Source organism: Sandaracinobacteroides hominis, assembly GCF_016464365.1.
Classification (GTDB): domain Bacteria; phylum Pseudomonadota; class Alphaproteobacteria; order Sphingomonadales; family Sphingomonadaceae; genus Sandaracinobacteroides; species Sandaracinobacteroides hominis.
In genome coordinates, this window is sequence record NZ_JADCUC010000005.1 from 25,990 (window position 1) to 48,721 (window position 22,732).

General features: G+C 67.2%; 17 protein-coding genes. 6 read left to right on the forward strand and 11 right to left on the reverse strand.

The window, feature by feature from the left end:
• Window positions 1-11: 11 nt before the first annotated feature.
• From IM784_RS11390 to IM784_RS11400, 3 genes are all read right to left on the reverse strand, one after another.
• Window positions 12-1,889 carry a hypothetical protein gene (locus tag IM784_RS11390; protein WP_199555467.1) on the reverse strand — a complete coding sequence of 626 codons (1,878 nt, stop codon included), beginning with the start codon at window positions 1,887-1,889 and terminating at the stop codon, window positions 12-14.
• 295 nt (window positions 1,890-2,184) lie between these two features.
• Entirely contained in the window at window positions 2,185-4,014 is a 1,830-nt protein-coding gene (locus tag IM784_RS11395; RefSeq protein ID WP_199555468.1) for a DUF885 domain-containing protein, read from the reverse strand.
• Between the two features lie 61 nt (window positions 4,015-4,075).
• Entirely contained in the window at window positions 4,076-5,332 is a 1,257-nt protein-coding gene (locus IM784_RS11400) for an OprO/OprP family phosphate-selective porin (protein WP_199555469.1), read from the reverse strand.
• Window positions 5,333-5,411: 79 nt separating this feature from the next.
• Here IM784_RS11400 and IM784_RS11405 point away from each other — a divergent pair, with 79 nt between their 5' ends.
• Window positions 5,412-6,431, forward strand: a complete 1,020-nt coding sequence (locus tag IM784_RS11405; protein ID WP_199555690.1) for a 2-hydroxyacid dehydrogenase — start codon at window positions 5,412-5,414, stop codon at window positions 6,429-6,431.
• A gap of 29 nt (window positions 6,432-6,460) precedes the next feature.
• Here the strand turns inward: IM784_RS11405 and IM784_RS11410 are convergent, their stop codons facing one another.
• The 4 genes from IM784_RS11410 to IM784_RS11425 all read right to left on the reverse strand — a co-directional run bounded on the left by IM784_RS11410 (window position 6,461) and on the right by IM784_RS11425 (window position 10,992).
• Window positions 6,461-7,195, reverse strand: coding sequence for a class I SAM-dependent methyltransferase (locus tag IM784_RS11410; protein ID WP_199555470.1), 735 nt, complete (start codon window positions 7,193-7,195; stop codon window positions 6,461-6,463).
• Between the two features lie 93 nt (window positions 7,196-7,288).
• The gene (locus tag IM784_RS11415) at window positions 7,289-8,578 is read right to left on the reverse strand and encodes an N-succinylarginine dihydrolase (protein WP_199555471.1); all 1,290 of its coding nucleotides are present in this window, start codon (window positions 8,576-8,578) and stop codon (window positions 7,289-7,291) included.
• Complete coding sequence (gene astD / locus IM784_RS11420) at window positions 8,571-9,992, reverse strand: succinylglutamate-semialdehyde dehydrogenase (protein ID WP_199555472.1); 1,422 nt, start codon at window positions 9,990-9,992, stop codon at window positions 8,571-8,573. Before astD ends, IM784_RS11415 begins: the two co-directional genes overlap by 8 nt.
• Entirely contained in the window at window positions 9,979-10,992 is a 1,014-nt protein-coding gene (locus tag IM784_RS11425) for an arginine N-succinyltransferase (RefSeq protein ID WP_199555473.1), read from the reverse strand. Before IM784_RS11425 ends, astD begins: the two co-directional genes overlap by 14 nt.
• A 90-nt stretch (window positions 10,993-11,082) precedes the next feature.
• Between IM784_RS11425 and IM784_RS11430 the strand changes: the two genes are divergently transcribed.
• Both IM784_RS11430 and IM784_RS11435 read left to right on the forward strand, forming a co-directional pair.
• A complete protein-coding gene (locus tag IM784_RS11430; RefSeq protein WP_199555474.1) occupies window positions 11,083-11,535 on the forward strand; it encodes an Lrp/AsnC family transcriptional regulator in 453 nt (150 codons plus the stop codon).
• A gap of 50 nt (window positions 11,536-11,585) precedes the next feature.
• Entirely contained in the window at window positions 11,586-12,650 is a 1,065-nt protein-coding gene (locus tag IM784_RS11435) for a patatin-like phospholipase family protein (protein WP_199555475.1), read from the forward strand.
• A gap of 215 nt (window positions 12,651-12,865) precedes the next feature.
• Here the strand turns inward: IM784_RS11435 and IM784_RS11440 are convergent, their stop codons facing one another.
• Genes IM784_RS11440 through IM784_RS11450 form a run of 3 tightly spaced genes read right to left on the reverse strand, consistent with a single transcriptional unit; the run spans window position 12,866 to window position 17,483 of the window.
• Window positions 12,866-13,570 carry a hypothetical protein gene (locus IM784_RS11440; RefSeq protein ID WP_199555476.1) on the reverse strand — a complete coding sequence of 235 codons (705 nt, stop codon included), beginning with the start codon at window positions 13,568-13,570 and terminating at the stop codon, window positions 12,866-12,868.
• A gap of 47 nt (window positions 13,571-13,617) precedes the next feature.
• Window positions 13,618-17,196 (reverse strand): transcription-repair coupling factor, encoded by a 3,579-nt coding sequence (gene mfd, locus IM784_RS11445; protein WP_199555477.1) that lies wholly within the window; start codon window positions 17,194-17,196, stop codon window positions 13,618-13,620.
• Entirely contained in the window at window positions 17,196-17,483 is a 288-nt protein-coding gene (locus IM784_RS11450) for an FAD assembly factor SdhE (RefSeq protein ID WP_199555478.1), read from the reverse strand. Before IM784_RS11450 ends, mfd begins: the two co-directional genes overlap by 1 nt.
• 65 nt (window positions 17,484-17,548) lie before the next feature.
• On the opposite strand from IM784_RS11450, the gene recG reads away from it, so the two are divergent.
• A complete protein-coding gene (gene recG / locus IM784_RS11455) occupies window positions 17,549-19,621 on the forward strand; it encodes an ATP-dependent DNA helicase RecG (protein WP_199555479.1) in 2,073 nt (690 codons plus the stop codon).
• A gap of 117 nt (window positions 19,622-19,738) precedes the next feature.
• A complete protein-coding gene (locus tag IM784_RS11460) occupies window positions 19,739-20,251 on the forward strand; it encodes a tetratricopeptide repeat protein (protein WP_199555480.1) in 513 nt (170 codons plus the stop codon).
• A gap of 22 nt (window positions 20,252-20,273) precedes the next feature.
• On the opposite strand, the gene tyrS is transcribed toward IM784_RS11460, so the two are convergent.
• Window positions 20,274-21,488 carry a tyrosine--tRNA ligase gene (gene tyrS, locus IM784_RS11465; RefSeq protein ID WP_199555481.1) on the reverse strand — a complete coding sequence of 405 codons (1,215 nt, stop codon included), beginning with the start codon at window positions 21,486-21,488 and terminating at the stop codon, window positions 20,274-20,276.
• A gap of 25 nt (window positions 21,489-21,513) precedes the next feature.
• On the opposite strand from tyrS, the gene IM784_RS11470 reads away from it, so the two are divergent.
• A complete protein-coding gene (locus IM784_RS11470) occupies window positions 21,514-22,611 on the forward strand; it encodes an anhydro-N-acetylmuramic acid kinase (RefSeq protein WP_199555482.1) in 1,098 nt (365 codons plus the stop codon).
• The last annotated feature ends 121 nt before the right edge of the window (window positions 22,612-22,732 follow it).

Genomic DNA, 22,732 nt, shown 5'->3' on the forward strand with positions numbered 1-22,732 from the left:
CACAGTGGAGGTCAAGCACCTTTTGCAGCCTCCACCTGCCCACACGCGAACGGCGCCTCGATCAGCTGCGGCGCCAGCGGCTCTGCCGGGTCCAGGATGCGCTTGCATCCCGGCGGCAACTGGAACGACCGTCGTGTCACCAGCGAACCGGGCACGCTCCGCCGCTCCTTCACGCCGGGCGCCGGCACCCAGCTGCGGGCGCTGCGCCTGAGCCCGATCGGATAGACGGTCGCCCCGTCCTTGCGGATATGAATCTTCAGGAAACTCTTCCAGTCCTCGATCCCCTGCGCGCTATAGGTCTCCTGGTTGTGCATCCCCAGCAGCCAGTGGCTGACCGCCAGATAGGCGCCAAACAGGTGCCCGCTGACGGCCGACAGCAGCAGCAACAGCCCCGCCACGATCCCCCACCAGCCCCACAGCGAGGGCGCCCTGGGGTTCAGCCACTGGAACAGCTCGAACGCCAGCAGCGCCATCAGCACATAGAGCAGCCCGTGCACCGCCCCCACCAGCGCCGGCACGGCCTTGCCGCCGCCGGTCCGCGCCCCGCTCGCCCCAAAGCCGGCAAAGCCCCCGATCAGCGCCAGCGCCCACACCACCACGGATGGCGCGCGCAGGATCTCGTGCGTCTGCGCGACGATGTCGGCAAACAGGTGGCTGAACGGACTGTCGCCGGTGAAACGCGAAACCAGCACCTCGCTCAGCAGCCAGACGCCCAGCATCTGCACCACCCCCAGCGTCAGCGAAAAGGCCCGGTTCACCCACGGAAAACCCAGCGCCCCCCAGCGCATCTTCGCCGAATCCGCCCGGTCGGGGAACAGCGCCTTCAGCTCCGATTGCCGCTTGTCCCGCCGCTCGATCTTCTCCGGAACCTGCGTCGTCCCCAGCGTGAACGCCCCGCCGCCGCCACAGACGATATAGTCCCGCTTGGTATCGCGATGGTGCGAATAGAAATGCGAATCCCCGGTCAGGATCAGCGGGATGGAAATCCCGCCACGCGACATGGCGATCTGCATCACCATCCCCAGCTTGCCATACTCCTTCCGGTCGTCCGGGTCGGGCTTCACCTTGTCCAGCCAGACCGGCGTCGGAACCACCAGGATCAGCCGGTCGCCGCGCTTCAGATTCTTCGCCTGCTCGCGGAAATAATCCTGCTGCTGCGGGTCGAAATCATCCTCCAGCGCCAGGTCGACACCCCACAGCCACCAGCCATGCGGCAGCTTGGCGGCGAAATAGCTCCGCCGCTGCCGCGTCTGCCAGGCGCCCATCCAGCGCTGCGCCGGCGCCATCTGGCAAAACAGCCGGATGAAGCTCGTCAGCCCATCATACCAGTCATGGTTGCCCGGAATGGCCAGCACCTCGCGCCCGCCCTCCTGATAATAGCGCGCGCTCTCCAGCGGCCCCACCAGCCGCTCCTGATAGCCTTCGGCCGAGGCCGTCGGATAGATCTGGTCGCCCCCCAGAACCAGGGCCTCGCCATAGGGCAGCACCAGCATCCCCTCGGCCTCGTCGGGGCGGGTCTCCACCCGGCAATCCCTGCCCACCGGTTGCGGCGTCGGCGACCCATCGGCCGCCAGCCGAACGCCATCGCGCCCCACCAGCCACGCCACCGAGGCAGAGGCGTTCCAGCCGTCGCCGCAGTCGGCGACATAGTCCAGCCACACCTCGTCCAGCCCGGCCAGATTGTCATAGCTCGCACCCGCGGGCTCCAGCGCCGCCATCAGCTCGCGCCGCCCCGTCATCGAGCCGACAATCGTCGAGGCGATGGTCTGCCCCGCCGTTGCCGTCAGCTGCCGCACGTCGAACCAGCTCACCTGCTTGTGCAGCGCCAGCGTCACCTTGCGTGCCGGCATCCCCTCGATCTTCGCCGCGCCTTCCGTCTCTGCCGCCATCCGCCACGCCCCCACAGCCAATCCCTGCCCACCACTTGTGCCACAAGCCTCGCGTGGATGAAAACGCCGCCGGCCATTCGATTGGCTTCGCGCAGCGAACTCCCCAGCTTCGCCCGGGGGAACGGGGGTCCGCATGGACGAAGGCGACAGCTTCTACCGAACCGACGCGCGCCTTCTCGGGCGGCTCCTCCCGCTGTTCCCGCAGGTCGGCCACGGCCCGCACGAATGCTTCGGCCGCCACATCAACCACGCCACGCTGCACCGGATGGTAAAGCGAAAGCCTGCTGCTCGACCTTTAGGCCTTCCTCGCCGCGATCCAGTCGTCCACCCGCCGCTCCAGAATTGACAGCGGCTGCGATCCCGAGGCGATCAGCAGGTCGTGGAAGCCCTTGATGTCGAACTTCGGCCCCAGCTCGCGCTCGGCCCTGGCGCGCAGGTCCTCGATCTTCAGCATTCCGATCTTGTAGCCCGTCGCCTGCCCCGGCAGCGTGATATAGCGCCGCACTTCCGAACGCGCCTTGTCGGTCGGCTGCTGGCCGGTCTCGATCATGTAGGCAATCGCCTGATCCTCGCTCCAGCCCTTGGCGTGGATGCCGGTATCCACGACCAGCCGCGCCGCCCGGAACAGCTCTGCGTCCAGCCGGAAGAAGTCGGCGGCAATGTCCGGATAGGCGCCCATCTCCTTGCAAAGCGCCTCGGCATACAGCGCCCAGCCTTCGCTGAAGGCGACATAGCCATAGGATTTGCGGAACTTCGGCCCGCCGGATTGCCGCACCTGGATGTCGCCCTGCGTCACATGCCCCGGCATCGCCTCGTGGCACATCAGGGTATACATGGCGGCGGGATCGTCGGTGACTCCGGCCAGATGCACCCAGGTCCGGCCGGGGCGGGTGCCGTCGGGGCTGGGGGGGGCCGCATGCGCGGCGCCACCCGGCACTTCGCTGAACGAAGGCTCGCGGATCACTTCCATCTTGTAGGCCGGAAGCGCGCCGAACCAGTTCGGCAGCAAGGTCCGGGTCTTCGCAATGAAATCGTTCGAAGCCTTCAGATATTCGGCCCGGTTCACATCGTTCCACGGCACCGGCGGGAACTGCTTCTCGCGCGCGGCATAATAGGCCTGCCGGTCCTTCAGCCCCGCCTGCCGGGCCAGCGCATCCTGCTCCGCCTCGATCCGCGAAACTTCCTTCAGGCCGATGGCATGGATCTGTTCGGCGGTAAGATCCGTGGTCGTGTTCAGCTTCAGCGCAGCCGCATAATAATCCAGCCCGTTCGGCAGGGTAACGGCCCCGGCCTTGCCCACCGGCGCCGTGGCGCGCTCGGACTCCGCCCAGGCGATCACCCGCTCATAGGCCGGCCTGATCGACAGCAGCGAGGTGCGGACATCGGCCAGCAAGGCATCCGCCTCGGCCTGCGTCACCTTCCCCGAGGCCACCAGCTTTGCAGCCTTTGCCTGCGCATCGGCCCACAGCGCCGATGGCTTGCCTTCGCTGAAGGGAGCGCCGCCAATGATGTCGCGGCTGCCGGCAATTATCCGCTCGATCTGGAACTTCGGCGTATGAACCCCCATCGTGCCGGATTCGCGCATTTGCGCCAGGGCGATATCCAGCACTCCGGGAATGGCACGCAGCCGGGCGGCATAGGTTTTGAGGTCGGTCGCATCGGCCACCGAATGCGTGTTGATCAGGAAATCCGGCAGTTGCGCATGCACGGAATAGAGCGTCGAATAGAAGGGCGGCCGATAGCGGCGGAACTTGTAGGCAAGCTCGGCGCGATCCAGCTCCAGCGCCCAGATATCGTAGTTCACTTGGCCCTCGGCCGACAGCTTCGCGCGGTCGAACTGCGCCTTCATCCGCGCCACGCTGCCGCGCCGCCACTCCAGCATCTTCAGCGCGCCGGCATCGCTGTTGTCGTCAAAGCGGTCGGCGCCTTCCTTCATCCCCAGCCGCGTCGCCAGCTGCGGGCGCATCGTCAGCTCCTGGGCAAACTCCGCATCCAGAAAGGCCGTCAGCCGTGCGTCCTCGGTGACGGCAGCAGCGGTGGCGTCAGGCGCGGCAAAGGCCGGCACCCCCAGCGGCGACATCGTGGCAAGGGCAGCAGCAAAACCGATACGGAAAACAGGAGTCATCGGGCAAACCTCTGGTTGTTTCCCCCAGCCTTAAGGCCGCCGGAAACAAATGCCAGCCTCGTCAATACGTCCACTGCACCCGCGTCAGCAAAGAGCTCGTCTGCCCCGTCTCGCCAAAACGGTCCAGCCACACATGCCCGGCCAGCAGCCCGAACTTCCAGTGGTTGGTCGCCCACCAGTTCACGCCCGCCTCGACCCGCTCGAACCGCCCGCCGTTGATGGAGCCGCCGTTCAGCTCCACATGCGCATAGCGCGCCACCAGCTCGGGTGCGCCCCAGCGCTGCAGCGGCACGATGCGGTTCGCCACACCCTTGGTCTTGTCATAGCTGCGCGCCTCGCCCGAAATCACCCAGCTCCCCAGCACATACCAGCCGTGGAAGGTCGGGTTGCCGACGTCGGGCGCATCCACACGCGCGCTGATATGCTCGGCCATCAGCGTGAACGGCCCTTGCGAATACAGCATCTCGAAGCCGACGTGCCGTGTATCGCTCGCCGGAAAATCGCCGGTATCGACATAGTTCCCGGCGGCATTGATCCCGGGCTTCCCCTTGTAGCGCATCTCCCCGTTGATCACCGAAGAGCGGACCGCCACGCCCAGATGCAGGTATCGGTGCCGCTCCGGCTGGTCGATCGCCAGCCCGGTAAAGCGCGCCGACACCGCCTCATGCCCCTTGCCCTCGCCCCATTCGTCCTTGAACAGCCCATATGTCAGCAGCATCCGGTTTTCCGGGCCAAGCAGGTGCATCACCTTCACGCCTGTATTCACCGGCGAGATGAAGGGAGACATCATCCGCTCGCTCTGCGGCATGATCGACATGCTGGCGACCGCCTCATAGCCGAAATCCTCGCGCATCTGCCCCATCGAGATTTTCGTTCGCCAGGCCGGTATCGCAAAAGAGACATTGAACTCGTTGATCGAAAAATCATCTTCCTCGGCCGCGTCAAAGCCATTGTAGTCGATCTTCATGCTGTAGCTCAGCAAGCGGTGCAGCCCCACTTCGCCGCTCAGCTGCAGCCGGGCGCTGCGAATCTCCAGCTTGTCGGCCTGATCGCCCAGCTGTTCCCGGCTGATCTCGTCCTGATCCATCACCGTGCCGTCGAAGATCAGCTCCACACCGGGCTTTGCCGTCGCCACAGAAGTCTGGATGCGTGGAATGAACAGCTTCCCCGCCCGGATGTCGGGGATGGCATAATCGGGCAGCTTCGGCGCCGGCTCGTCTGCGGGGATCGTCAGCTTCGGCGCAATCGGCAACTTCCACGACTCTGCCGCAGCCGGGCTCGCGCCTGCCAGCACCATTGCAAGAAACGCCCGCCTCATGCGCCGCTTTTCCCAAGCCTTTGCCGCTGCGGCAAGTTTGAAGTGGAACTGCACGGCCGCCGGTGCAATCCTCGCCCCCATGAAAGTCGCAGTCTATTCCACCAAGCCCTACGACCAGCGCTTTCTGGACGCCGCCAATTCCGCCCACCGGCACAGCCTGCATTTCCTCGAACCGCGCCTCGATCGCCACACCGCTCCGCTTGCCGCCGGCTATCAGGCGGTTTGCGTCTTCGTGAACGACCTGCTCGATGCTCCCACCCTGGAGGCACTGGCGCAGGGCGGCACCCGCATCGTCGCGCTCCGCTGCGCCGGTTTCAACAATGTCGATCTCGCAGTCGCCGAACGGCTTGGCATCGCCGTCGTCCGTGTCCCCGCCTATTCCCCGCACGCCGTCGCCGAGTTCAGCATCGGCCTGCTTCTGGCACTCGATCGCCGCATTCCCCGCGCCTGGGCCCGCGTCCGCGAAAACAATTTCGCGCTGGAAGGGCTGATCGGCCGCAACCTCCACGGCCGCACCGTCGGCGTCGTCGGCACCGGCAGGATCGGGGCGTTGGTCGCCCGCTCGCTCTGCGCCGGCTTCGGCTGCAACGTGCTTGCCAGCGACATCGCCGAAGACGAAGAGCTGAAGCAACTGGGCGTCCGCTACGTTCCGCTCGCCGACCTCATCGGCGCCAGCGAGATCATAACCCTCCACTGCCCGCTCACGCCCGAAACCCACCACCTCATCAACCGCGACAGCCTCGCCAACGCCCGCGACGGCCTGATCCTCGTCAACACCAGCCGCGGCGCGCTGACAGACACGCGCGCCCTCATAGCCGGCCTGAAGTCCCGCAAGCTCGGCGGCGTGGCGCTCGACGTCTACGAACAGGAGGCCGACCTCTTCTTCGAGGATCTCTCCAGCGAGATCATCGAGGACGATGATTTCCAGCGCCTCCTCACCTTCCCCAACGTCCTCATCACCGGCCATCAGGCCTTCCTCACCGAAGAAGCCCTCACCAGCATCGCCGAAACCACCCTGCAAAGCCTGACAGACGCCGAAGCCGGCAAACCCCTGACAAACGCCGTCATCGCGGAGGCAGTCCTCCGGCCGCGCAGCTAAACCGAACGCCTTCCCTCTGGGTTCACGTCCTAGAAAACCCGCGTCCCCACCACGAGCCCCTTGGTGCCGCCGCGCGGCCGCTCAAACCGCATCCCGGGCCAGCGCTTTGCCCAGCGCGCCACCACCACCCGCTCGCCCGGCCGCGCCGCATCGTCCAGCAGCACCTGGCCGCCCACCGCCAGCCGCTCGAACAGGCACTCCGCTGCACCGCGCACGAAGGGATGCTCGGTCCATGGCGGCCCATCGACGATCAGCAACTCGATCCTCTCCGGCAGCGCCCCCAGACGATACCAGCGCCCCGGCCAGTTCAGCGGCGGCTCGCCCAGCGGGGCAGGGCGCAGATCGGCGGAAATCCCGTGCCCCTCCAGCCAGCCCTGGGTCGCTTCCACAAAGCCCGCATGCTGGTCGAAACTTGTCAGCAGCCCGCCACCGTTCAGCGCCAGCGCCCGCCCCGCCACCAGCGAGCTCGCGCCGCAGCCCAGCTCCACCACATGCCGGGGCCGCAACGCCTCGATGGCATCGACGATGGCATGCAGCAGAAAGCAATCCGCCTTCCAGCTCCCCAGGTTCGGCAGCGCATCCTCAGCCAGCTGCAGCCGCGCCAGCAACCGCGCCTTGTCGGCCTTCCGCCCGCCCGACAGCGAGCGCAACAGCCACGGCCACTGGATCAGCGCCCAGCCCCACACCTTGGCGCGGTCGGCAAGCTGCGCGGCATCTCCCATATCGGCAAGAGGCAGGAACCCGGTCGCTTCGCGTGACGTCATCAGGCCCCCATGCAGGAACTACATACCCCGCAACAGCTTAACGCGCCGACATCGACCAGTGCAATCCTGGCCGGCGCAATCCCGGCCGGCGCATCAATAGCCCAGCTCGTCCGCCGATATGCCCAGTTCCCCCAGCAACGCGTCATGCGCGGCTCCGCAAGCCGCCCACAACTCCGGCTTCCCCAGATCGTCCGGCGCAATCGCTTCCGGCCACCAGCGCTCCACCAGCCGCTCCAGCCGATCGATCTTCGCCGCGTCCAGCAGGAACCGCGCGTCCACCGCCGCCAGCGCCGCATCGCTCAACGGCACCCGCAGCCGCAGACAGGCCGGCCCGCCGCCGTTCTTCATGCTCTCGCGCAGGTCCAGCACATGCAGGTGGCGGATCGGATTGTCCGGGTCCTGCTGCACCCGCTGCAACCAGCGCCACACGCTCGGAGTCTCCTCGGCCTCCTTCGGCAGGATCAGCGCCATGCCATCCCCGACCGTCACCAGCGCCGCATTGAACACATAGGAGGAAATCGCATCCGCCAACGGCACGTCGGCCGAAGGCGCCTCCACCAGCACCAGCCCCGGCACCCGCGCCCGCAGCTGCTCCAGCGCCCCGGCCCGGTCCTCGAACGCCTCCTCATGCGCAAACAGCACCAGCCCGTTGGAAACCGCCACCACATCATTGTGGAAGGCGCCCGCCTGGATGGCCCGGTCCGCCTGCTGCACGAAGGCCGCCCGCATCACCCCATGGCTGCGCGCCACCGCCTGCGAGGCCCGCACATGCTGCCGCGCCGGAAACGCCCCGCCCATCTTCGCGCCAAAGACAAACGCCTCCACGCCGGGGGCGTCAGGCGCTTCGGCAAAGCGCATATGGTTCGCCGCGCCCTCGTCGCCAAACCCGGGCGCCACCGGCCAGTGCACGGCGAAATGTTCGGGATCCGCAAAGGCCAGCTGCAGCTGCGCCATGGTCTCGGGCCATTCCTGCGACCGGTGCGGCATCGAAACCAGATTGGCGACGGTGAAATGCGTCTTGCCATCGGCGCAATCCGCCGCCGGGCTGACGGTCGCCGCATTCGCCACCCACATGCTGCTCGCGGAGACGGCCGCCGCCAGCAGTTCCGGGTCCTCCCGCCAGCAGGCCGCCAGCACCGCCGCATCGTCGCCCTCAAATCCAAACCCGCGCAGCCAGCGCGCATTCGGCCGCCGCTGCGGCAGCAGCAACCCCTGCGGCACGCCCAAGGATACCAGCAGCCGCATCTTTGCCAGGCCCTGCAGGGCGGCCTTGCGCGGCGCACTGACGCCGCCGGCATTCTTCGTCGCCGCCAGATTGCCCAGGCTCAGCCCGGCATAATTGTGGCTCGGTCCAACCAGCCCATCGAGATTCAGCTCAGGCATCGGCGATCCCCACAGGCGTCGCGATGAAGGGCGCCTCCGCCTCCACGCTGGCAACAGGCCAGGCGCAATAATCCGCCGCATAATAGGCGCTCGGCCGGTGGTTCCCCGAAAGCCCGATGCCCCCGAACGGCGCATTCGAAGCCGCCCCATTGGTAGGCCGGTTCCAATTCACCACGCCCGCCCGGCTCCCGGCCCAGAACCGCTCATAAAGCGCCCGGTCACCGCCCAGCAACGCCGCAGACAGCCCAAAGCGCGTATCGTTCGCCGCCGCGATCGCCGCGTCGAAATCCTTGACCCGCACAATCTGCAGAAACGGCCCGAACAGCTCGGTATCGGGCACGTCCACGCCGGTCACATCGACAATCCCCGGCGTCAGGAACGGCAGCCCTTCCCGCAGCCGCAGCAGGGGCCGGATGGTCTTCCCGCCGATCGCCTGCGAAGCCGTCAGCAACCCGTCTGCCGCCCGATCCGAAATCACGCAGCCCATGAACGGCTGCGGTTCGGCAAAGGGCTCGTCGATCCGCAGCCGATCCGCCAGCGCCACCACAGCGTCCAGCAGCGCGGCGTGCTGGCCATCCTCCACGATCAGCCGCCGCGCGCAGGTGCATCGCTGCCCGGCCGACAGAAAGGCAGACTGCGCCACGATCAGTGCCACCGCCTCCACATCGGCCGCGTCCCACACCAGCAGCGGATTGTTTCCGCCCATCTCCAGCGCCAGAATCCGCCCCGGCGTCTCCGCATATTGCCGCGCCAGCGCCGCCCCGGTGGGAGCCGAGCCCGTAAACAACAGCCCGTCCACATCCGCACCAGCCAGGGCCCGCCCGGTCGCCGCAAAGCCCTGCACCACTTCCAGCACGCCGTCCGGCAACCCGGCCTTCGCCCAAAGCCCGGCCATGAAGGCCCCCACCGCGGGCGTCTGCTCGCTCGGCTTGAACACGATTGCATTGCCGGCAATCAGCGCCGGCACGATATGCCCGTTGGGCAGATGCGCCGGGAAATTATACGGCCCCAACACCGCCAGCACCCCATGCGGCTTGTGCCGCAAAGCCTGCGTCGCCCCCTTTGGATCGGACTTGAAAACCGCCTCCCGGCTGCCGGTCCGCTCGGCATGCGCCTGGATCGAAATCTCCACCTTGGCGGCCACACTCCCCACCTCGGTCTTCGCCTCCCAGAAAGGCTTCCCCGTCTCCTCGGCGATCAGCCGCGCAAAGGCCTCCGCCTCCGCCTCCACCACCGCCCTGAACGCCCGCACCACCTGCAAACGGTCATCCAGCGAAGCCGCACCCCAGCCCCGCTGGGCCATCCGCGCCCGCGCCACGGCTGCCGCCACTTCGGCCTCCGTGGCAACCGCCCCCTGCCACAGCAGCGACCCGTCATAGGGCCGCCGGCTCTCCAGCCTGTCAGAAGTCGGCATGCAGCACCTCATCTCCAACTGCGAACGGCGAACCCGCCGTCAGCCGCAACACCCCGTCCTCGACGCCGGCCGCCAGGGCCGCCGCGCGAAAATCCTTCAGCAGGCCGCCGGCAATCAGCCGCTCGCCGCCCACGGCCCCATCGGATACCCGCGCCGAAACCGCCTCCCGCACCGTCTTCACATCGGCCACCCGCACATCCAGCGTCGGCCCGCCGTCAAAGATGTCGACATAGCCGTTGAAGCCGAAGCCTTCCCTTTCCAGCATCTTCTGCGCCGCCACCCCCGCCTCGTGCGGCTGGCCCAGGGTCTCCTGCGCCTCGGGCGGCAACAGCGCGACGTAGACCGGATATTTCGGCATCAGGTCGGCGATGAACTGGTTGCCGTGCACGGAATTGAAGGCATCCGCTTCGTGGAAGCCCATGCCGAAGAACTTGCCGGCAATCCCGTCCCAGAAGGGCGAGCTGCCATCCGCCCGGATCCGCCCGCGCAGCTCTGACAGCACCCGGTCGCCGAAGCGCGGCCGATGCAGCCCCAGGAACAGGTAACGGCTCCGCGCCAGCAACCGCCCCAGCCCGCCGGTGCGCAGCTCGGGATGCAGGAACAGCCCGCCCACCTCGCTCGCCCCTTCGAAATCATTCACCAGGTGCAGCACGCCGGTCCGAAACGTCCGCCCCAATTCCTGCGATTGCATCGAAAGCGTCGTCAGCTTGTAGGAATAGAAGGGCCAGCGCACCCCCACCCGCGAAAAAAGGCTGGCAGTCCCGCCGATCCGCCCGCTGGGCCGGTGCTCCAGCACCAGCATATATTTCTCGTCCTCCGGCTCCTGCAGCACCGCCGCATAGCTCCGCTCCGACCAGCACAGCCGCTCCTCCAGCGCCCCCCGGTCGTTGGGCAGGTTGGTGAATCCGCCCCCCGTCATCCCGGCAAGCTCCACCAACCCGTCGAGGTCGCCCATCCCCGCCGGCCGCACCCACCATTCCGAAAGCTTCACATCTGCCATGCAGGCAGCTTGCCCGAACGGTCGACGCCGGGGTAACCGAAGTCTGCTGGCAAAACCGCAGATCCTGCGGCGTGGAGGGCAGAAAACAGCATGGACCGCATCGACCGGAAAATTCTCGTGCAACTCCAGCAGGATGGCCGAATCACCAACGCCGCGCTGGCAGAGGCGGTCAGCCTCTCCCCCTCCGCCTGCCTGGCCCGTGTCCGCCGCCTGGAGGCAGACGGCATCATCCGCGGCTACCGGGCCGACATCGCCATCGAAAAGCTCCGCACCAGCCTCCTCATCTATGGTGAAGTCACGCTGAAGCGCCACCTGCCGGAGGATTTCCGCGCCATCGAAGCCCTCTTCGCCGAAGACCCGCGCGTGCTGGAAGCCGCTGAAATCTCGGGAAAAAGCGACTATATGGTGAAACTTCTCGTCACCGACATGGCCGAATGGCGCGATCTCACCGCGCAATGGACCTCAGGCCCCTGGCAGATCGAACGCGTCACCAGCTCTGTCGCCATGCACCACTCCAAGCTCTTCAACGGCTTCCCGCTGTAACAGAAATCCGCCATGCTGCAGGTGCACAACAGCAACGGAAGGGGCATCCGATGGCGACCGCAACGCAACGGCCGGTAAATCTCGCGCTTCAGGGCGGCGGCGCGCATGGCGCCTTCACCTGGGGCGTCCTCGATCGCCTGCTCGAAGTCGCCGATCTCGATTTCACCGCCATTTCCGGCACATCGGCCGGCGCCATGAACGCCATCGTCATGGCCGAAGGCCTGCTGGAAGGCGGGCGGGACCGGGCCCGCCAGCAGCTGGAGCAGTTCTGGCTCGGCATCGCCGACGCCGCAGACCGCGCCCAGCCGTTCCGCGCGCTCCCCTGGTACAAGTTCGTCGAGCCCTATGTGTTCGAGGCTTCGATGGCCTATACGCGGATGTTCAGCCCCTATGATTTCTCGACGTCCGACTACAACCCGCTCCGGCAGGCCCTCACCGACCTCATCGATTTCGACAAGGTCCGCCGCCAGCGCCAGATCAAGCTCTTCATCAACACCACCCATGTGGCGACCGGCGGCCTCAGATGCTGGCGCGAACATGAACTGACGGTGGAAATGGTGCTGGCGTCGGCCTGCCTTCCCAGCCTGTTCCAGACGCCGATGATCGACGGCGAAGGCTATTGGGACGGCGGCTACATCGCCAACCCGGCGCTGGAACCGATGCTGCGCGCCACCAGAACCGACGACATCCTGATCGTCCAGCTGAACCCGATCGTCCGCCACGAAATCCCCCGCAAGGCAAACGAGATCATCGACCGCCTCAGCGAAATCAGCTTCAACGCCAGCCTCATCACCGAGCTGCGCTTCATCGCCGAACGCAACCGGCTGATAGACACAGGCGACCTTTCGCCGGAAAAATTCCGCAAGACCCACCTGCACATGATCCACGGCGATCAGACACTGGGCGCCATGCCGGCCTCCACCAAGCTCGTCGCAGACCGCGGCTTCCTCCTCCAGCTCCGCGACATGGGCCGCGAAGCCGCCAGCCAATGGCTGGAAGACCATAGCGACAAGCTCGGCAAACGCAGCAGCTTCAACTATCGCCGCATGGTCAACCAGCTGACCCAGGAAAGCGAAGAAACCCCGGACCCGTCAGAGCTGCTGAAAAAGGACTGAGCCAGCTTCTCGGGGGCACCCAGTTACAACAATCCACGTCGCCCCGGACTTGATCCGGGGCCCATCGACAGTCGAAGCAAAACCTGAATTGCAGAAACCGAACTATAGCTTCGCCAACCGCCCAGCCAATTCCCGCAACGCCGCACGACGCCGCTCCATGATCTTTCTCGCCAACGCTATTTGTGCCTCCACAGTACTATCTTCAGATGTCCCGTTCATCGCGCACCCGGCGCCAACAATAGTGTCGATGGGGAAACCTCATCCCTTGGAAACGTCGCCCGTCGCAACGCCATGTCTGCAATCGTATCCCAGATTTCCTTCGGCCCGCTCCGCGCGCCCTCGTCAGCCAGCGTACCCGCACTTCCAGCGGCACAGGCGCGCGCAAGATCACCAAAAGTGACAAGCCCGCGCCCGAACGACAGCGGCGCAAGCCGGAATAGAGCGAAACCGCCAACAAGTCCGCAAAGGCCAATCCACCAGTTTGAAGCAATAGCGCCAGCCAGCAGTGAAAGCGCCATTATGGCCAACCCGGTGCAGCCAACAACTCCCACGACTACCGGTGGTTTCCTTAGTCCGGCCTGTGCAATCTCCGAACAAAGTCCACGAACCGGCACATGGCTGAAAACGTTCAATGGCGTCTGCGGGCCAATGCGAACATCGGCTGCATGATGGCCCAATGCCGACCGCAGCCGAGTAAAACTCATCATCGTCGCACATGTTCTACCGTCCGCCCAAGTATCGGGGGCGCTGGCAACCACAAGCGCATGCACATCACCAAGCGTGGAGCAGCTTTCCCAGCCCGCTGGAATCTTCAGGCCGAACGCAGCCTCGATCTCGACGATAAAATCGCTCGCATCGTCGCCGTCGTCGAACAAGGCGTCCGATCTGGCGCACGCTTCTTCAGAGTTACGAAACCACATGACCTAGAGGTTCCGCCGGAACATCTCTGTAGTCAAGGCACTCAACCCTACCGCCGCTTCGACTTGAACACCCCAGGCACCGCAGGCCGCTGCACCACCGCCTTCACCGGCACGGGTTCCACCGCCTCCGCACTCCGCAAGGCCGCCTGCGCCAACCCCCGCGCCAGCGCCACCGCGCCTGCCAGCCGCGCCGCGCCATTGCCGAAGTCCCGCGCCAGAAACAGCTTCTGGTCCGGCCGCAGCTTCGCCGCCCCCTTCAGCCGGTTGATCCATTCCACCAACCCCACCGGATTCGGGAACGTGTCGTTCACAAAGGTCACCAGCGCCCCCTTGGGCCCCACTTCGATCTTCTGCACATGCGCGCGCTTGGCTGCGTTGCGCGCCTCGACGATCTTCAGCAGGTTTGCCGCAGGCTCGGGCAACGGCCCGAAGCGGTCGATCATCTCCGCCGCCAGGCTCTCGATCCCGGCCTTGTCTGAAAGGTCCGCCGCCCGCCGATACAGCGCCATCCTGAGCGCCAGATCCGGCACATATTCCTCCGGGATCATCACCGGCGCATCCACCGAAATCGTCGGCGAGGTCGGATCTTCCGGCGCCTTCAGCCCGCGCGCCTCGGCCTTGGCGGCCAGAATCGCATCCTCCAGCATCGACTGATAGAGTTCGAAACCCACCTCGCGGATATGCCCGGATTGCTCATCGCCCAGCAGGTTCCCGGCCCCGCGCTGGTCCAGATCGTGCGAAGCCAGCTCAAACCCTGCCCCCAGCGAATCCAGGCTCGCCAGCACATGCAGCCGCTTCTCCGCCGCCGCCGTCAACGTCCCGTCGGCGCTCGTCGTCAGCAGCGCATAGGCGCGCCGCTTCGCCCGCCCCACACGCCCCCGCAGCTGATACAGCTGCGCCAGCCCGAACATGTCGGCCCGGTGCACCACCAAAGTATTGGCGTTCGGAATATCCAGCCCGCTCTCGATGATCGTCGTCGCCAGCAGCACGTCGAAGCGCTGCTCGGTGAAGGCCATCATCCGTTCCTCGATCTCGCCGGCCGCCATCTGCCCATGTGCGGTCACGCTGCGCACCTCCGGCACCTGCTCGCGCAGATACTGCTCGATATCGGGGATGTCGGTGATGCGCGGCACCACGATAAAGCTCTGCCCGCCGCGATGATGCTCGCGCAACAGCGCTTCGCGCACCACCACCGGATCGAACGGCGAAACGGTGGTGCGAACTGCAAGCCGGTCCACCGGCGGCGTCGCAATGACCGACAGCTCGCGAATGCCCGACAAAGCCATCTGCAACGTCCGCGGGATAGGCGTAGCCGTCAGCGTCAGCACATGCACATCAGCTCTCAGAGCCTTCAGCCGCTCCTTGTGCGTCACGCCGAACCGCTGTTCCTCGTCGACGATCACCAGCCCCAGCCGCTTGAACTCCACCCCCTTCGCCAGCACCGCGTGCGTCCCCACCACGATGTCGACGGAACCATCCGCCAGCCCCTCGCGCGTCGCCTTCGCCTCGCCCGCCGCCACCAGCCGGGAGAGCGCCCGCACCTCCAGCCCGGTCCCCGCAAACCGCTCCCGGAACGTCGCCGCATGCTGCCGCGCCAGCAGGGTCGTCGGGCACACCACCGCCACCTGCGCGCCGGCCGCCGCCGCCACATAGGCCGCGCGCAAGGCCACCTCGGTCTTGCCGAAACCCACATCGCCGCACACCAGCCGGTCCATCGGCCGCCCCGCCGCCAGATCCTCCAGCACATCGCCGGTCGCCCGCAGCTGGTCGTCGGTCTCCGCCCAGGGAAACTTGTCGAGGAACGCCGCATAGCCCTGCTGGTCCACCTCATAGGCGTCGGCCGGCCGCGTCGCCCGCTTTGCCGCCACCTTCAGCAGCTCGTGGGCAATCTCGCGGATGCGCTCCTTCATCCGCGCCTTGCGCTGCTGCCAGCCGGTGCCGCCCAGCCTGTCCAGCGTCACGCCCTCATTCTCGCTGCCATAGCGAGACAGCACGTCGAGATTCTCGACCGGCACATAGAGCTTGTCGCCGCCGGCATATTCCAGCGTCACCATGTCATGGTCGGCGCCCGAAACCTTGATCGGCGCCAGCCCCAGATAGCGCCCGATGCCATGCTCCTGGTGCACCACCAGCTCGCCGGCTTCCAGCGTCTGCAGATCCTTCAGGAAGGCATCGGCCTTGCGCGCGGAGCGTCGCCGCACCAGCCGGTCGCCCAGCATATCCTGCTCGGTCCACAGCTCGATATCATCCAGCCGGAAGCCTGAATCGAGCGGCAGCACCACCAGCGGCACCTTGCTCGCCGCCGCCACGCCCAAAGCCTTCTGCCACCCCTCCGAAGGCGTCAGATCCTTCGCCCCATGCTCCGCCAGCAATCCGGCCAGCCGCTCGCGCGAGCCTTCGGAATAGGCCGCCAGCACAGGCCGCCGCCCACCAGCCCGCACGTCGGCCAGCCGCGCCGCAATCGCCTTGTAGACCGGCTCGCCGCCCGCCGCCTGCGCCACCCGCGCCGCGGTAAACTCCGGCGCCGCCAGCCCGCCCAGCTCGAAACCCGTATCGTCCGGCAAAACCGTCGTCGCATGCGCCCGCCCGGCAAACGCATCATAATCCCCGCGCGAAAGATACAGCGCATCCGTCGCCAAAGGCCGGTAGACCGCAGCCCCCAGCCGCGCCTTCCCCTTCACGGGCGCGCGCAGGGCCTCCACCCGGTTCGCATGATAATCGGCAATCGCCTCAAAGCGGGCATCCGCCGCGCCCGCAGCACCGCCATCCAGCACCACGATATCGTCCGCGCCGATCCAGTCGCCAAAGCCCACCAGCTCCGGCTCGAACAGCGGCAGGAAATGCTCCAGCCCCGGCACCCGCCGCCCCTCGCTCGCCGCCTGATACAGCGGATCGGCAGTGGCCCCGCTCCCAAACAGCTCTAGCCACCCCTGCCGGAAGCGCCGGATACGCGCCTCGTCCAGCAACAGCTCGGACACCGGCAGCAGCGAAAACCCGTCCGACTTTCCCGTCGTCAGCTGCGTCAGCGGATCGATGGTGCGGATGCCGTCGACTTCGTCGCCAAAGAAATCCAGCCGGAAACCAGTCCCAGCCCCCGGCGGCACCAGATCGACAAGGCCCCCCCGCACGGCAAAATCCCCGGCGTCCCCCACGCTCTCCACGCGCGTATACCCGGCCTTCTGCAAGGTCGCGATCAGCTGATCGCGCCCGATCCGGCTCCCCCGCTTCAGCTCCAGCGAAGCCTCCGCCACCACCGCCTTCGGCAACATCCGCTGCGCCACCGCCGCAACCGTCGTCACCAGCAGCTCGGCCCCCTCGGGCGCCCGCGCCAGCACGGCCATCGCCGCCAGCCGATCCGCCAAAACCTTCTGCGCAGGGCTCGCCCGATCATAGGGCAGGCAATCCCACGCCGGCAGCCACAGCGTCGTCACATCCGGCGCAAAGAAAGGCGCCGCCTCCACAACAGCCCGCCCGGCGGCTTCATCCGCCGCAACCAGCACCGCCCGCCGGCCGTCCAGCCCACCAGCCCGCGCCAGCCCGGCCATCAACCACGGCAGCAACCCGGCCGGCACCCCCGTCAGCCGCAGCGGCCGCCCAGCCTTCGCAATCGCATCGATAGGCAGCATCAGCGGTCCACCCGCACATAATCCAGCGCCACCAGCCGATCCATCATCGGCCCTCGCAGCCGCTCCGGCGGCTCCTGCACACCAAAGGCCCAGGCCATGATGTCCACATCCTGCTCTTCCAGAATCTCGCAGAACCAGCCGAACTCCGCCGCGTCCATCGTCGCCAGCCAGCGATCGGCAAAGCCGCCCACCATGCGGTCGGCCTCGCGCGTGCCGCGATGATGCGCCCGCCAATGGGCGGCCTTCCGCTCTGCCTCACCAACAGCACCCTTATCCGGCACCCGCATCTCCAACAGCAAACGACCGACACGCAGAATTGCGGGCCGGCACAGGTTCCGTTAGCGCATAGGCGATGCGCCCGGACCGGCTCAACCCCCTGTTTGCCGCTGCGGCATCCCTCCCCGGCGTCGGCCCGGCAGCGGTCCGCGCGCTCGAACGCCTCGACATCAGCCGCGTGAAGGACATCCTCCTCCACTTCCCCATCGGCTGGCGGCACACGCAAAAACTCGAATCACTGGCCGAAGCCCGCGAAGGCGACCGCATCGCCATCCCCGTGCAAATCGTCTCGCATGAACCCAGCCGAGGCCGAGGCCCCTTCCGCATCCTCGCAGACGACGCCTCGGGAATAGGGCTCCTCCTCGCCTTCTTCGGCGCCAAAGGTCCCGGCCTTGCCAGCCGCTTCCCCATCGGCGCGCGCCTCACCGTCGCCGGCCGGCTCGAGCTGTGGAACGGCCGCTTCCAGATCATCCACCCCGAACTGGTGAAGGGCGAAGCCGCCACCACCGAACCCGTCTATGCCCTCACCGAAGGCTTCACGTCGCGCCGCCTCGCCACGCTGGCCACCGAGGCGATCGCCCGCGTGCCGCAGCTGCCCGAATGGATCGAACCCTCGCTCCAGTCGAAACACCAGTGGCCGCCCATCGCCGAGGCCTTCGCCACGATCCACACCGTCCCGGACTCTGCAAAGGCGCGCGACCGCATCGCCTATGACGAACTCTTCGCCTCGCAGCTCGCCTGGGCCCTCGTCCGCGCCCGCCGCCGCCGCGCCCGCGGCCAGCCGCTCACCGGCACCGGCCGCCTCAGCGACGCGCTGGTTGCCAGCCTGCCATGGCAGCTCACCGGCGCTCAACGGCAGGCCATCGCCGAAATCGCCGGAGACATGGCGGCCCCCCACGCCATGCTCCGCCTGCTTCAGGGCGACGTAGGCGCCGGCAAGACTCTCGTAGCGCTGCTCGCCCTGCTCATCGCGGTGGAAGGCGGCGCCCAGGGCTGCCTCCTCGCCCCCACCGACCTCCTCGCCCGCCAGCATTTCGCCACCCTCGAAAAGCTCCTCGGCCCATTGCCGGTCAACATCGCCTTCCTCTCCGGCCGCGAAAAGGGCAGGGCGCGCGAGGCCATCCTCGCCCGCCTGGCGTCCGGCCAGATCGACATCCTCGTCGGCACCCACGCCGTCTTTTCCGCCGATGTCGTCTATGCCAATCTCGCGCTCGCCATCATCGACGAACAGCACCGCTTCGGCGTCGCCCAGCGGCTGATGCTCTCCGACAAGTCCGAACGCCCGCCGCATCTGCTGGTGATGACGGCCACCCCCATCCCCCGCACGCTGGCGCTCGCGAACTTCGGCGAAATGGACGTTTCGAAACTCGCCGAACGCCCCCCCGGCCGCCAGCCGATAGACACCCGCATCGTCCCGCTGACCCGCCTCGACGAGGTTCTCGACGGCCTCGCCCGCCACATCGCCACCGGTGCCCAGGCCTATTGGGTCTGCCCCCTGCTGGACGCCGGCGCCGAAGAAGAAATCGCGACCGACCCGGACGCCGCAACCCCCGCCACCGTCCGCGCCGCGATGCTCAGGCAGCGCTTCGGCTCCACCGTCGCTCTCGTCCACGGCAAGCTGAAGGGCGACGCCCGCGATGCCGAAATGGCCCGCTTCCAGTCCGGCGAAGCAAAGATCCTGGTCGCCACCACCGTCATCGAAGTCGGTGTCGACGTCCCCAACGCCGGCCTGATGCTGATCGAATCCGCCGAACGCTTCGGCCTCGCCCAGCTCCACCAGCTCCGGGGCAGGGTTGGGCGCGGCACGGCAAAATCCGTCTGCCTCCTGCTGCGCGGCGAAACGCTTTCCGCCACCGCCCGCGAACGCCTGCAGATGATGCGCGCCACCGACGACGGCTTCGCCATAGCCGAGGCCGACCTGAAACTGCGCGGCAGCGGTGAACTGCTCGGCACCCGCCAGTCCGGTGAACAGGGCTTCGCCGTCGCCACCCCCGAACAGGTCGAACGCCTTCTTCCCGCCGCAGACGCCGACGCCCGTCTTCTCATCGCCCGCGACGGCGGCCTCGAAGGCCCCCGCGGCGAGGCAGCGCGAAACCTCCTCTACCTGTTCGAAAAGGACGCGGCCGTCGCCACGCTCAGGGGCGGCTGACAGCTGCGTCCCAACGGCCACACCGGCACCGCGTTCCGCCGCCAAAGGCCCGCTTCCCCGCACGTTTCGGCCCATTTGGCTTGGCATGGCGGGCCCGAAAGGCTAGGGAAATTAACGATGAACAGCGTAATTTTCGGACGGGCAGCCATCGTGGCAGCACTGCTGCTGGGTGGGGGAGTTCTGCTCGCCGCGCCCACGGCGGCGCCTTCACGCTTTGCGGAATCGGCAGAAAAGGCCGCCGAAATGCCTACCTCGGCGCTGATGCAGACTGCGCTCGCCGCCTTCCGTCGCGGCGACCATGCAGAGGCCCGGCGCAGCTTCCGCCTGCTCGCCCAGCGCGACATCGCCGCCGCCGAAACCCTGCTCGGCACCATGGCCGCCAACGGCCAGGGCGGCCCCAAGGACGATGCCATCGCTGCCGCCTGGTTCCTGCGCGCCTCCAATCGCGGCTATGCCCCGGCGCAACTGGCCCTTGCCGACGCCTTCGCCAAGGGCAAGGGTGTCCCGCAGGACAAGGGCCGCGCCCGCGCGCTGGCCAAGGCCGCTGCAGTCCAGGGCCAGCCCGGCGCCGCCCAGCTGGCCAGCCGCCTCGGCCCGGAACGCTACGCCATGATCGGCACCGCCCGCTAGGACGTGAACCCCTGAACGCCGCCTACCCAGCTACCAGCAGGGCGTGCTTCTTCTTCCCCAGGCTCAGCTTCGCGGGCGCCCCTACCAGCAGGTTCGGATCGGCCACAACCGCCCCATTCACCCGCACCGCATTCTCCGAGAGCTTCCGCCGCGCCTCGCCCTTCGAAGCCGCCAGCCCGGACGCCACCAGCGCATCCGCCAACGCCAAAGTCCCCGAAACCACCAGCTGCGGCAGCCCTTCACCGGCGCCACCCTCGGCAAAGGTAGCCCGGGCCGTCGCCTCGCAGGCAGCCGCCGCCTCGATCCCCCGGCACAAGGCAGTCGCCGCATTCGCCAGCGCCACCTTCGCGTCGTTGATTTCCGCCCCCTGCAACGCCTCCAGCCGGGCAATCTCCTCGTCCGGCATGTCGGTGAACAGCCGCAGGAACCGCCCGACATCGCGGTCATCCACGTTCCGCCAGAACTGCCAGTAATCCCAATCCGCCAGCGCGTCGGAGTTCAGCCAGACGGCCCCGCTCGCCGTCTTCCCCATCTTGGAGCCGTCGGCATTGGTGATCAGCGGCGTGGTCAGCCCGAACAGCTCGGCGCCAGCCACACGCCGGCCCAGATCGGTGCCCATGGTGATATTGCCCCACTGGTCCGATCCGCCCATCTGCATCACGCAAGCATGACGCCGGTTCAGCTCGACAAAGTCATAGCTCTGCAGAACCATATAGTTGAATTCAATGAAGGAAAGCGGCTGCTCCCGGTCCAGACGCAGCTTCACCGAATCCATGCTCAGCATCCGGTTCACGGAAAAATGCCGGCCATAGTCGCGCAGGAACTCGATATAGTTCAGCTTGTCCAGCCACTCGGCATTGTCCAGCATCAGCGCATCGCCCGGCCCGTCGCCAAAGGTCAGGAAGCGCTCGAACACCCGCTTGATGCTGGCCTTGTTCGCCGCAATCGTCGCCTCGTCCAGCAGCTGCCGCGCGGTGTCCTTGCCGCTGGGGTCGCCCACCTTGGTCGTGCCGCCGCCCATCAGCGCAATCGGCTTGCCGCCAAACTGCTGCAGGCGCCGCAGCATCATGATCGACAGCAGATGCCCCACATGCAGCGAAGGCCCGGTCAGGTCGAAGCCCACATAGGCGGTCAACCCGGGCTTCATCGCCCGCGCGTCGATCGCCTCCGCGTCGGTCAGCTGGTGAATGTATCCACGCCGGTCCAGCGTGCTCAGATATTCGGACTTGTAAGCCATGATGCGCCCGGCTCTAGGGATTCCCATGCCATCTGAAAAGCAAATCGTCATCGGCCTGATGTCCGGCACCTCGGTCGATGCAGTCGACGCCGCCCTCATAGAGACCGACGGCGAGACCCACATCCGCCCCATTGCCTTCACCGACAGGCCCTACACCGACGCCGAACGCAGCCTCATCCGCGAGGCAGCGGCCCTCGCGCTCACCTTCGAGCGCCCCACCGCCCACCCGCGCATCGCAGAGGCCGAACGCCTCCTAACCGAAGCCCATGCCGAGGCCATCGCCGCCCTTCCAGGGCAGGAAACCGCCACCCTCATCGGCTTCCACGGGCAGACGGTCGCCCACCGCCCGCCCAGCTCCAGGCACCCGCACCCCTTCACCTGGCAGATCGGCGACGCGAAGCTGCTGGCCCGCCGCACCGGCCGCCCCGTCGTCCATGATTTCCGCAGCGCCGATGTCGCCGCCGGCGGCGAAGGCGCCCCGCTCGCGCCGGGCTACCACCGCGCGCTCGCCTCCGGCCTCGAATGGCCGGTCGGCGTCCTCAACATCGGCGGCGTCGGCAACCTCACCTGGTTCGCAGACGGTCAATGGGGCGGCTTCGACACAGGCCCGGGCAATGGCCTCATCGACGACTGGCTCACCACCCATACCGGCCAGCGCTACGACGCCGGCGGCGCGCTCGCGGCAAGCGGCGAGGTCCATCACGAGATCGTCGCCGCCATGGCCGATCTCGCCTTCTTCGATGCAGAAGGCCCGAAGTCGCTGGACCGCGCCGATTTCACCATCCAGCCCGCCCGTGGCCTCAGCCCGGCGGATGGCGCCGCCACCCTCACCGCCTTCACCGCCGAAACCATCGCGCTGGCGCTGCGCAATCTCCCCGTCCGCCTGAACAGCCTGCTCGTCACGGGCGGCGGCCGCCACAACCCCACCCTGATGCGCATGATCGCCGAGCGCACCAACACCCCCACCGTAGCCGTCGAATCCCACGGCTGGAATGGCGACGCGCTGGAGGCGGAAGCCTTCGCCTGGCTCGCCGTCCGCAGCGCCCGCGGCCTGCCGCTCAGCTGGCCCGAAACCACCGGAGTCCCGGCACCTGCCACCGGCGGAAGGCTGGTAAGGCCTTAACGAGTGTAATCCACGGCCAGCGCATCCGCTTCGGCCGGCAATTCCGGCCGTGAGTCACGCCCATGTCCCGGCCCAGGCCAGGCAAGTCTCCAGGAGGTGATAATCCCGGGAAGGCCTGACC

What these genes read in the sequence shown, in the direction of transcription:
- IM784_RS11395 (WP_199555468.1), bottom strand. Translation starts at nt 4,014, where the DNA reads ATGACTCCTGTTTTCCGTATCGGTTTTGCTGCTGCCCTTGCCACGATG.
- IM784_RS11440 (WP_199555476.1), bottom strand. Translation starts at nt 13,570, where the DNA reads ATGTGGTTTCGTAACTCTGAAGAAGCGTGCGCCAGATCGGACGCCTTG.
- IM784_RS11415 (WP_199555471.1), bottom strand. Translation starts at nt 8,578, where the DNA reads ATGCCTGAGCTGAATCTCGATGGGCTGGTTGGACCGAGCCACAATTAT.
- IM784_RS11400 (WP_199555469.1), bottom strand. Translation starts at nt 5,332, where the DNA reads ATGAGGCGGGCGTTTCTTGCAATGGTGCTGGCAGGCGCGAGCCCGGCT.
- IM784_RS11410 (WP_199555470.1), bottom strand. Translation starts at nt 7,195, where the DNA reads ATGACGTCACGCGAAGCGACCGGGTTCCTGCCTCTTGCCGATATGGGA.
- IM784_RS11430 (WP_199555474.1), top strand. Translation starts at nt 11,083, where the DNA reads ATGGACCGCATCGACCGGAAAATTCTCGTGCAACTCCAGCAGGATGGC.
- IM784_RS11470 (WP_199555482.1), top strand. Translation starts at nt 21,514, where the DNA reads ATGCCATCTGAAAAGCAAATCGTCATCGGCCTGATGTCCGGCACCTCG.
- recG (WP_199555479.1), top strand. Translation starts at nt 17,549, where the DNA reads ATGCGCCCGGACCGGCTCAACCCCCTGTTTGCCGCTGCGGCATCCCTC.
- astD (WP_199555472.1), bottom strand. Translation starts at nt 9,992, where the DNA reads ATGCCGACTTCTGACAGGCTGGAGAGCCGGCGGCCCTATGACGGGTCG.
- IM784_RS11435 (WP_199555475.1), top strand. Translation starts at nt 11,586, where the DNA reads ATGGCGACCGCAACGCAACGGCCGGTAAATCTCGCGCTTCAGGGCGGC.
- mfd (WP_199555477.1), bottom strand. Translation starts at nt 17,196, where the DNA reads ATGCTGCCTATCGATGCGATTGCGAAGGCTGGGCGGCCGCTGCGGCTG.
- IM784_RS11390 (WP_199555467.1), bottom strand. Translation starts at nt 1,889, where the DNA reads ATGGCGGCAGAGACGGAAGGCGCGGCGAAGATCGAGGGGATGCCGGCA.
- IM784_RS11460 (WP_199555480.1), top strand. Translation starts at nt 19,739, where the DNA reads ATGAACAGCGTAATTTTCGGACGGGCAGCCATCGTGGCAGCACTGCTG.
- IM784_RS11450 (WP_199555478.1), bottom strand. Translation starts at nt 17,483, where the DNA reads ATGCGGGTGCCGGATAAGGGTGCTGTTGGTGAGGCAGAGCGGAAGGCC.
- IM784_RS11405 (WP_199555690.1), top strand. Translation starts at nt 5,412, where the DNA reads ATGAAAGTCGCAGTCTATTCCACCAAGCCCTACGACCAGCGCTTTCTG.
- IM784_RS11425 (WP_199555473.1), bottom strand. Translation starts at nt 10,992, where the DNA reads ATGGCAGATGTGAAGCTTTCGGAATGGTGGGTGCGGCCGGCGGGGATG.
- tyrS (WP_199555481.1), bottom strand. Translation starts at nt 21,488, where the DNA reads ATGGCTTACAAGTCCGAATATCTGAGCACGCTGGACCGGCGTGGATAC.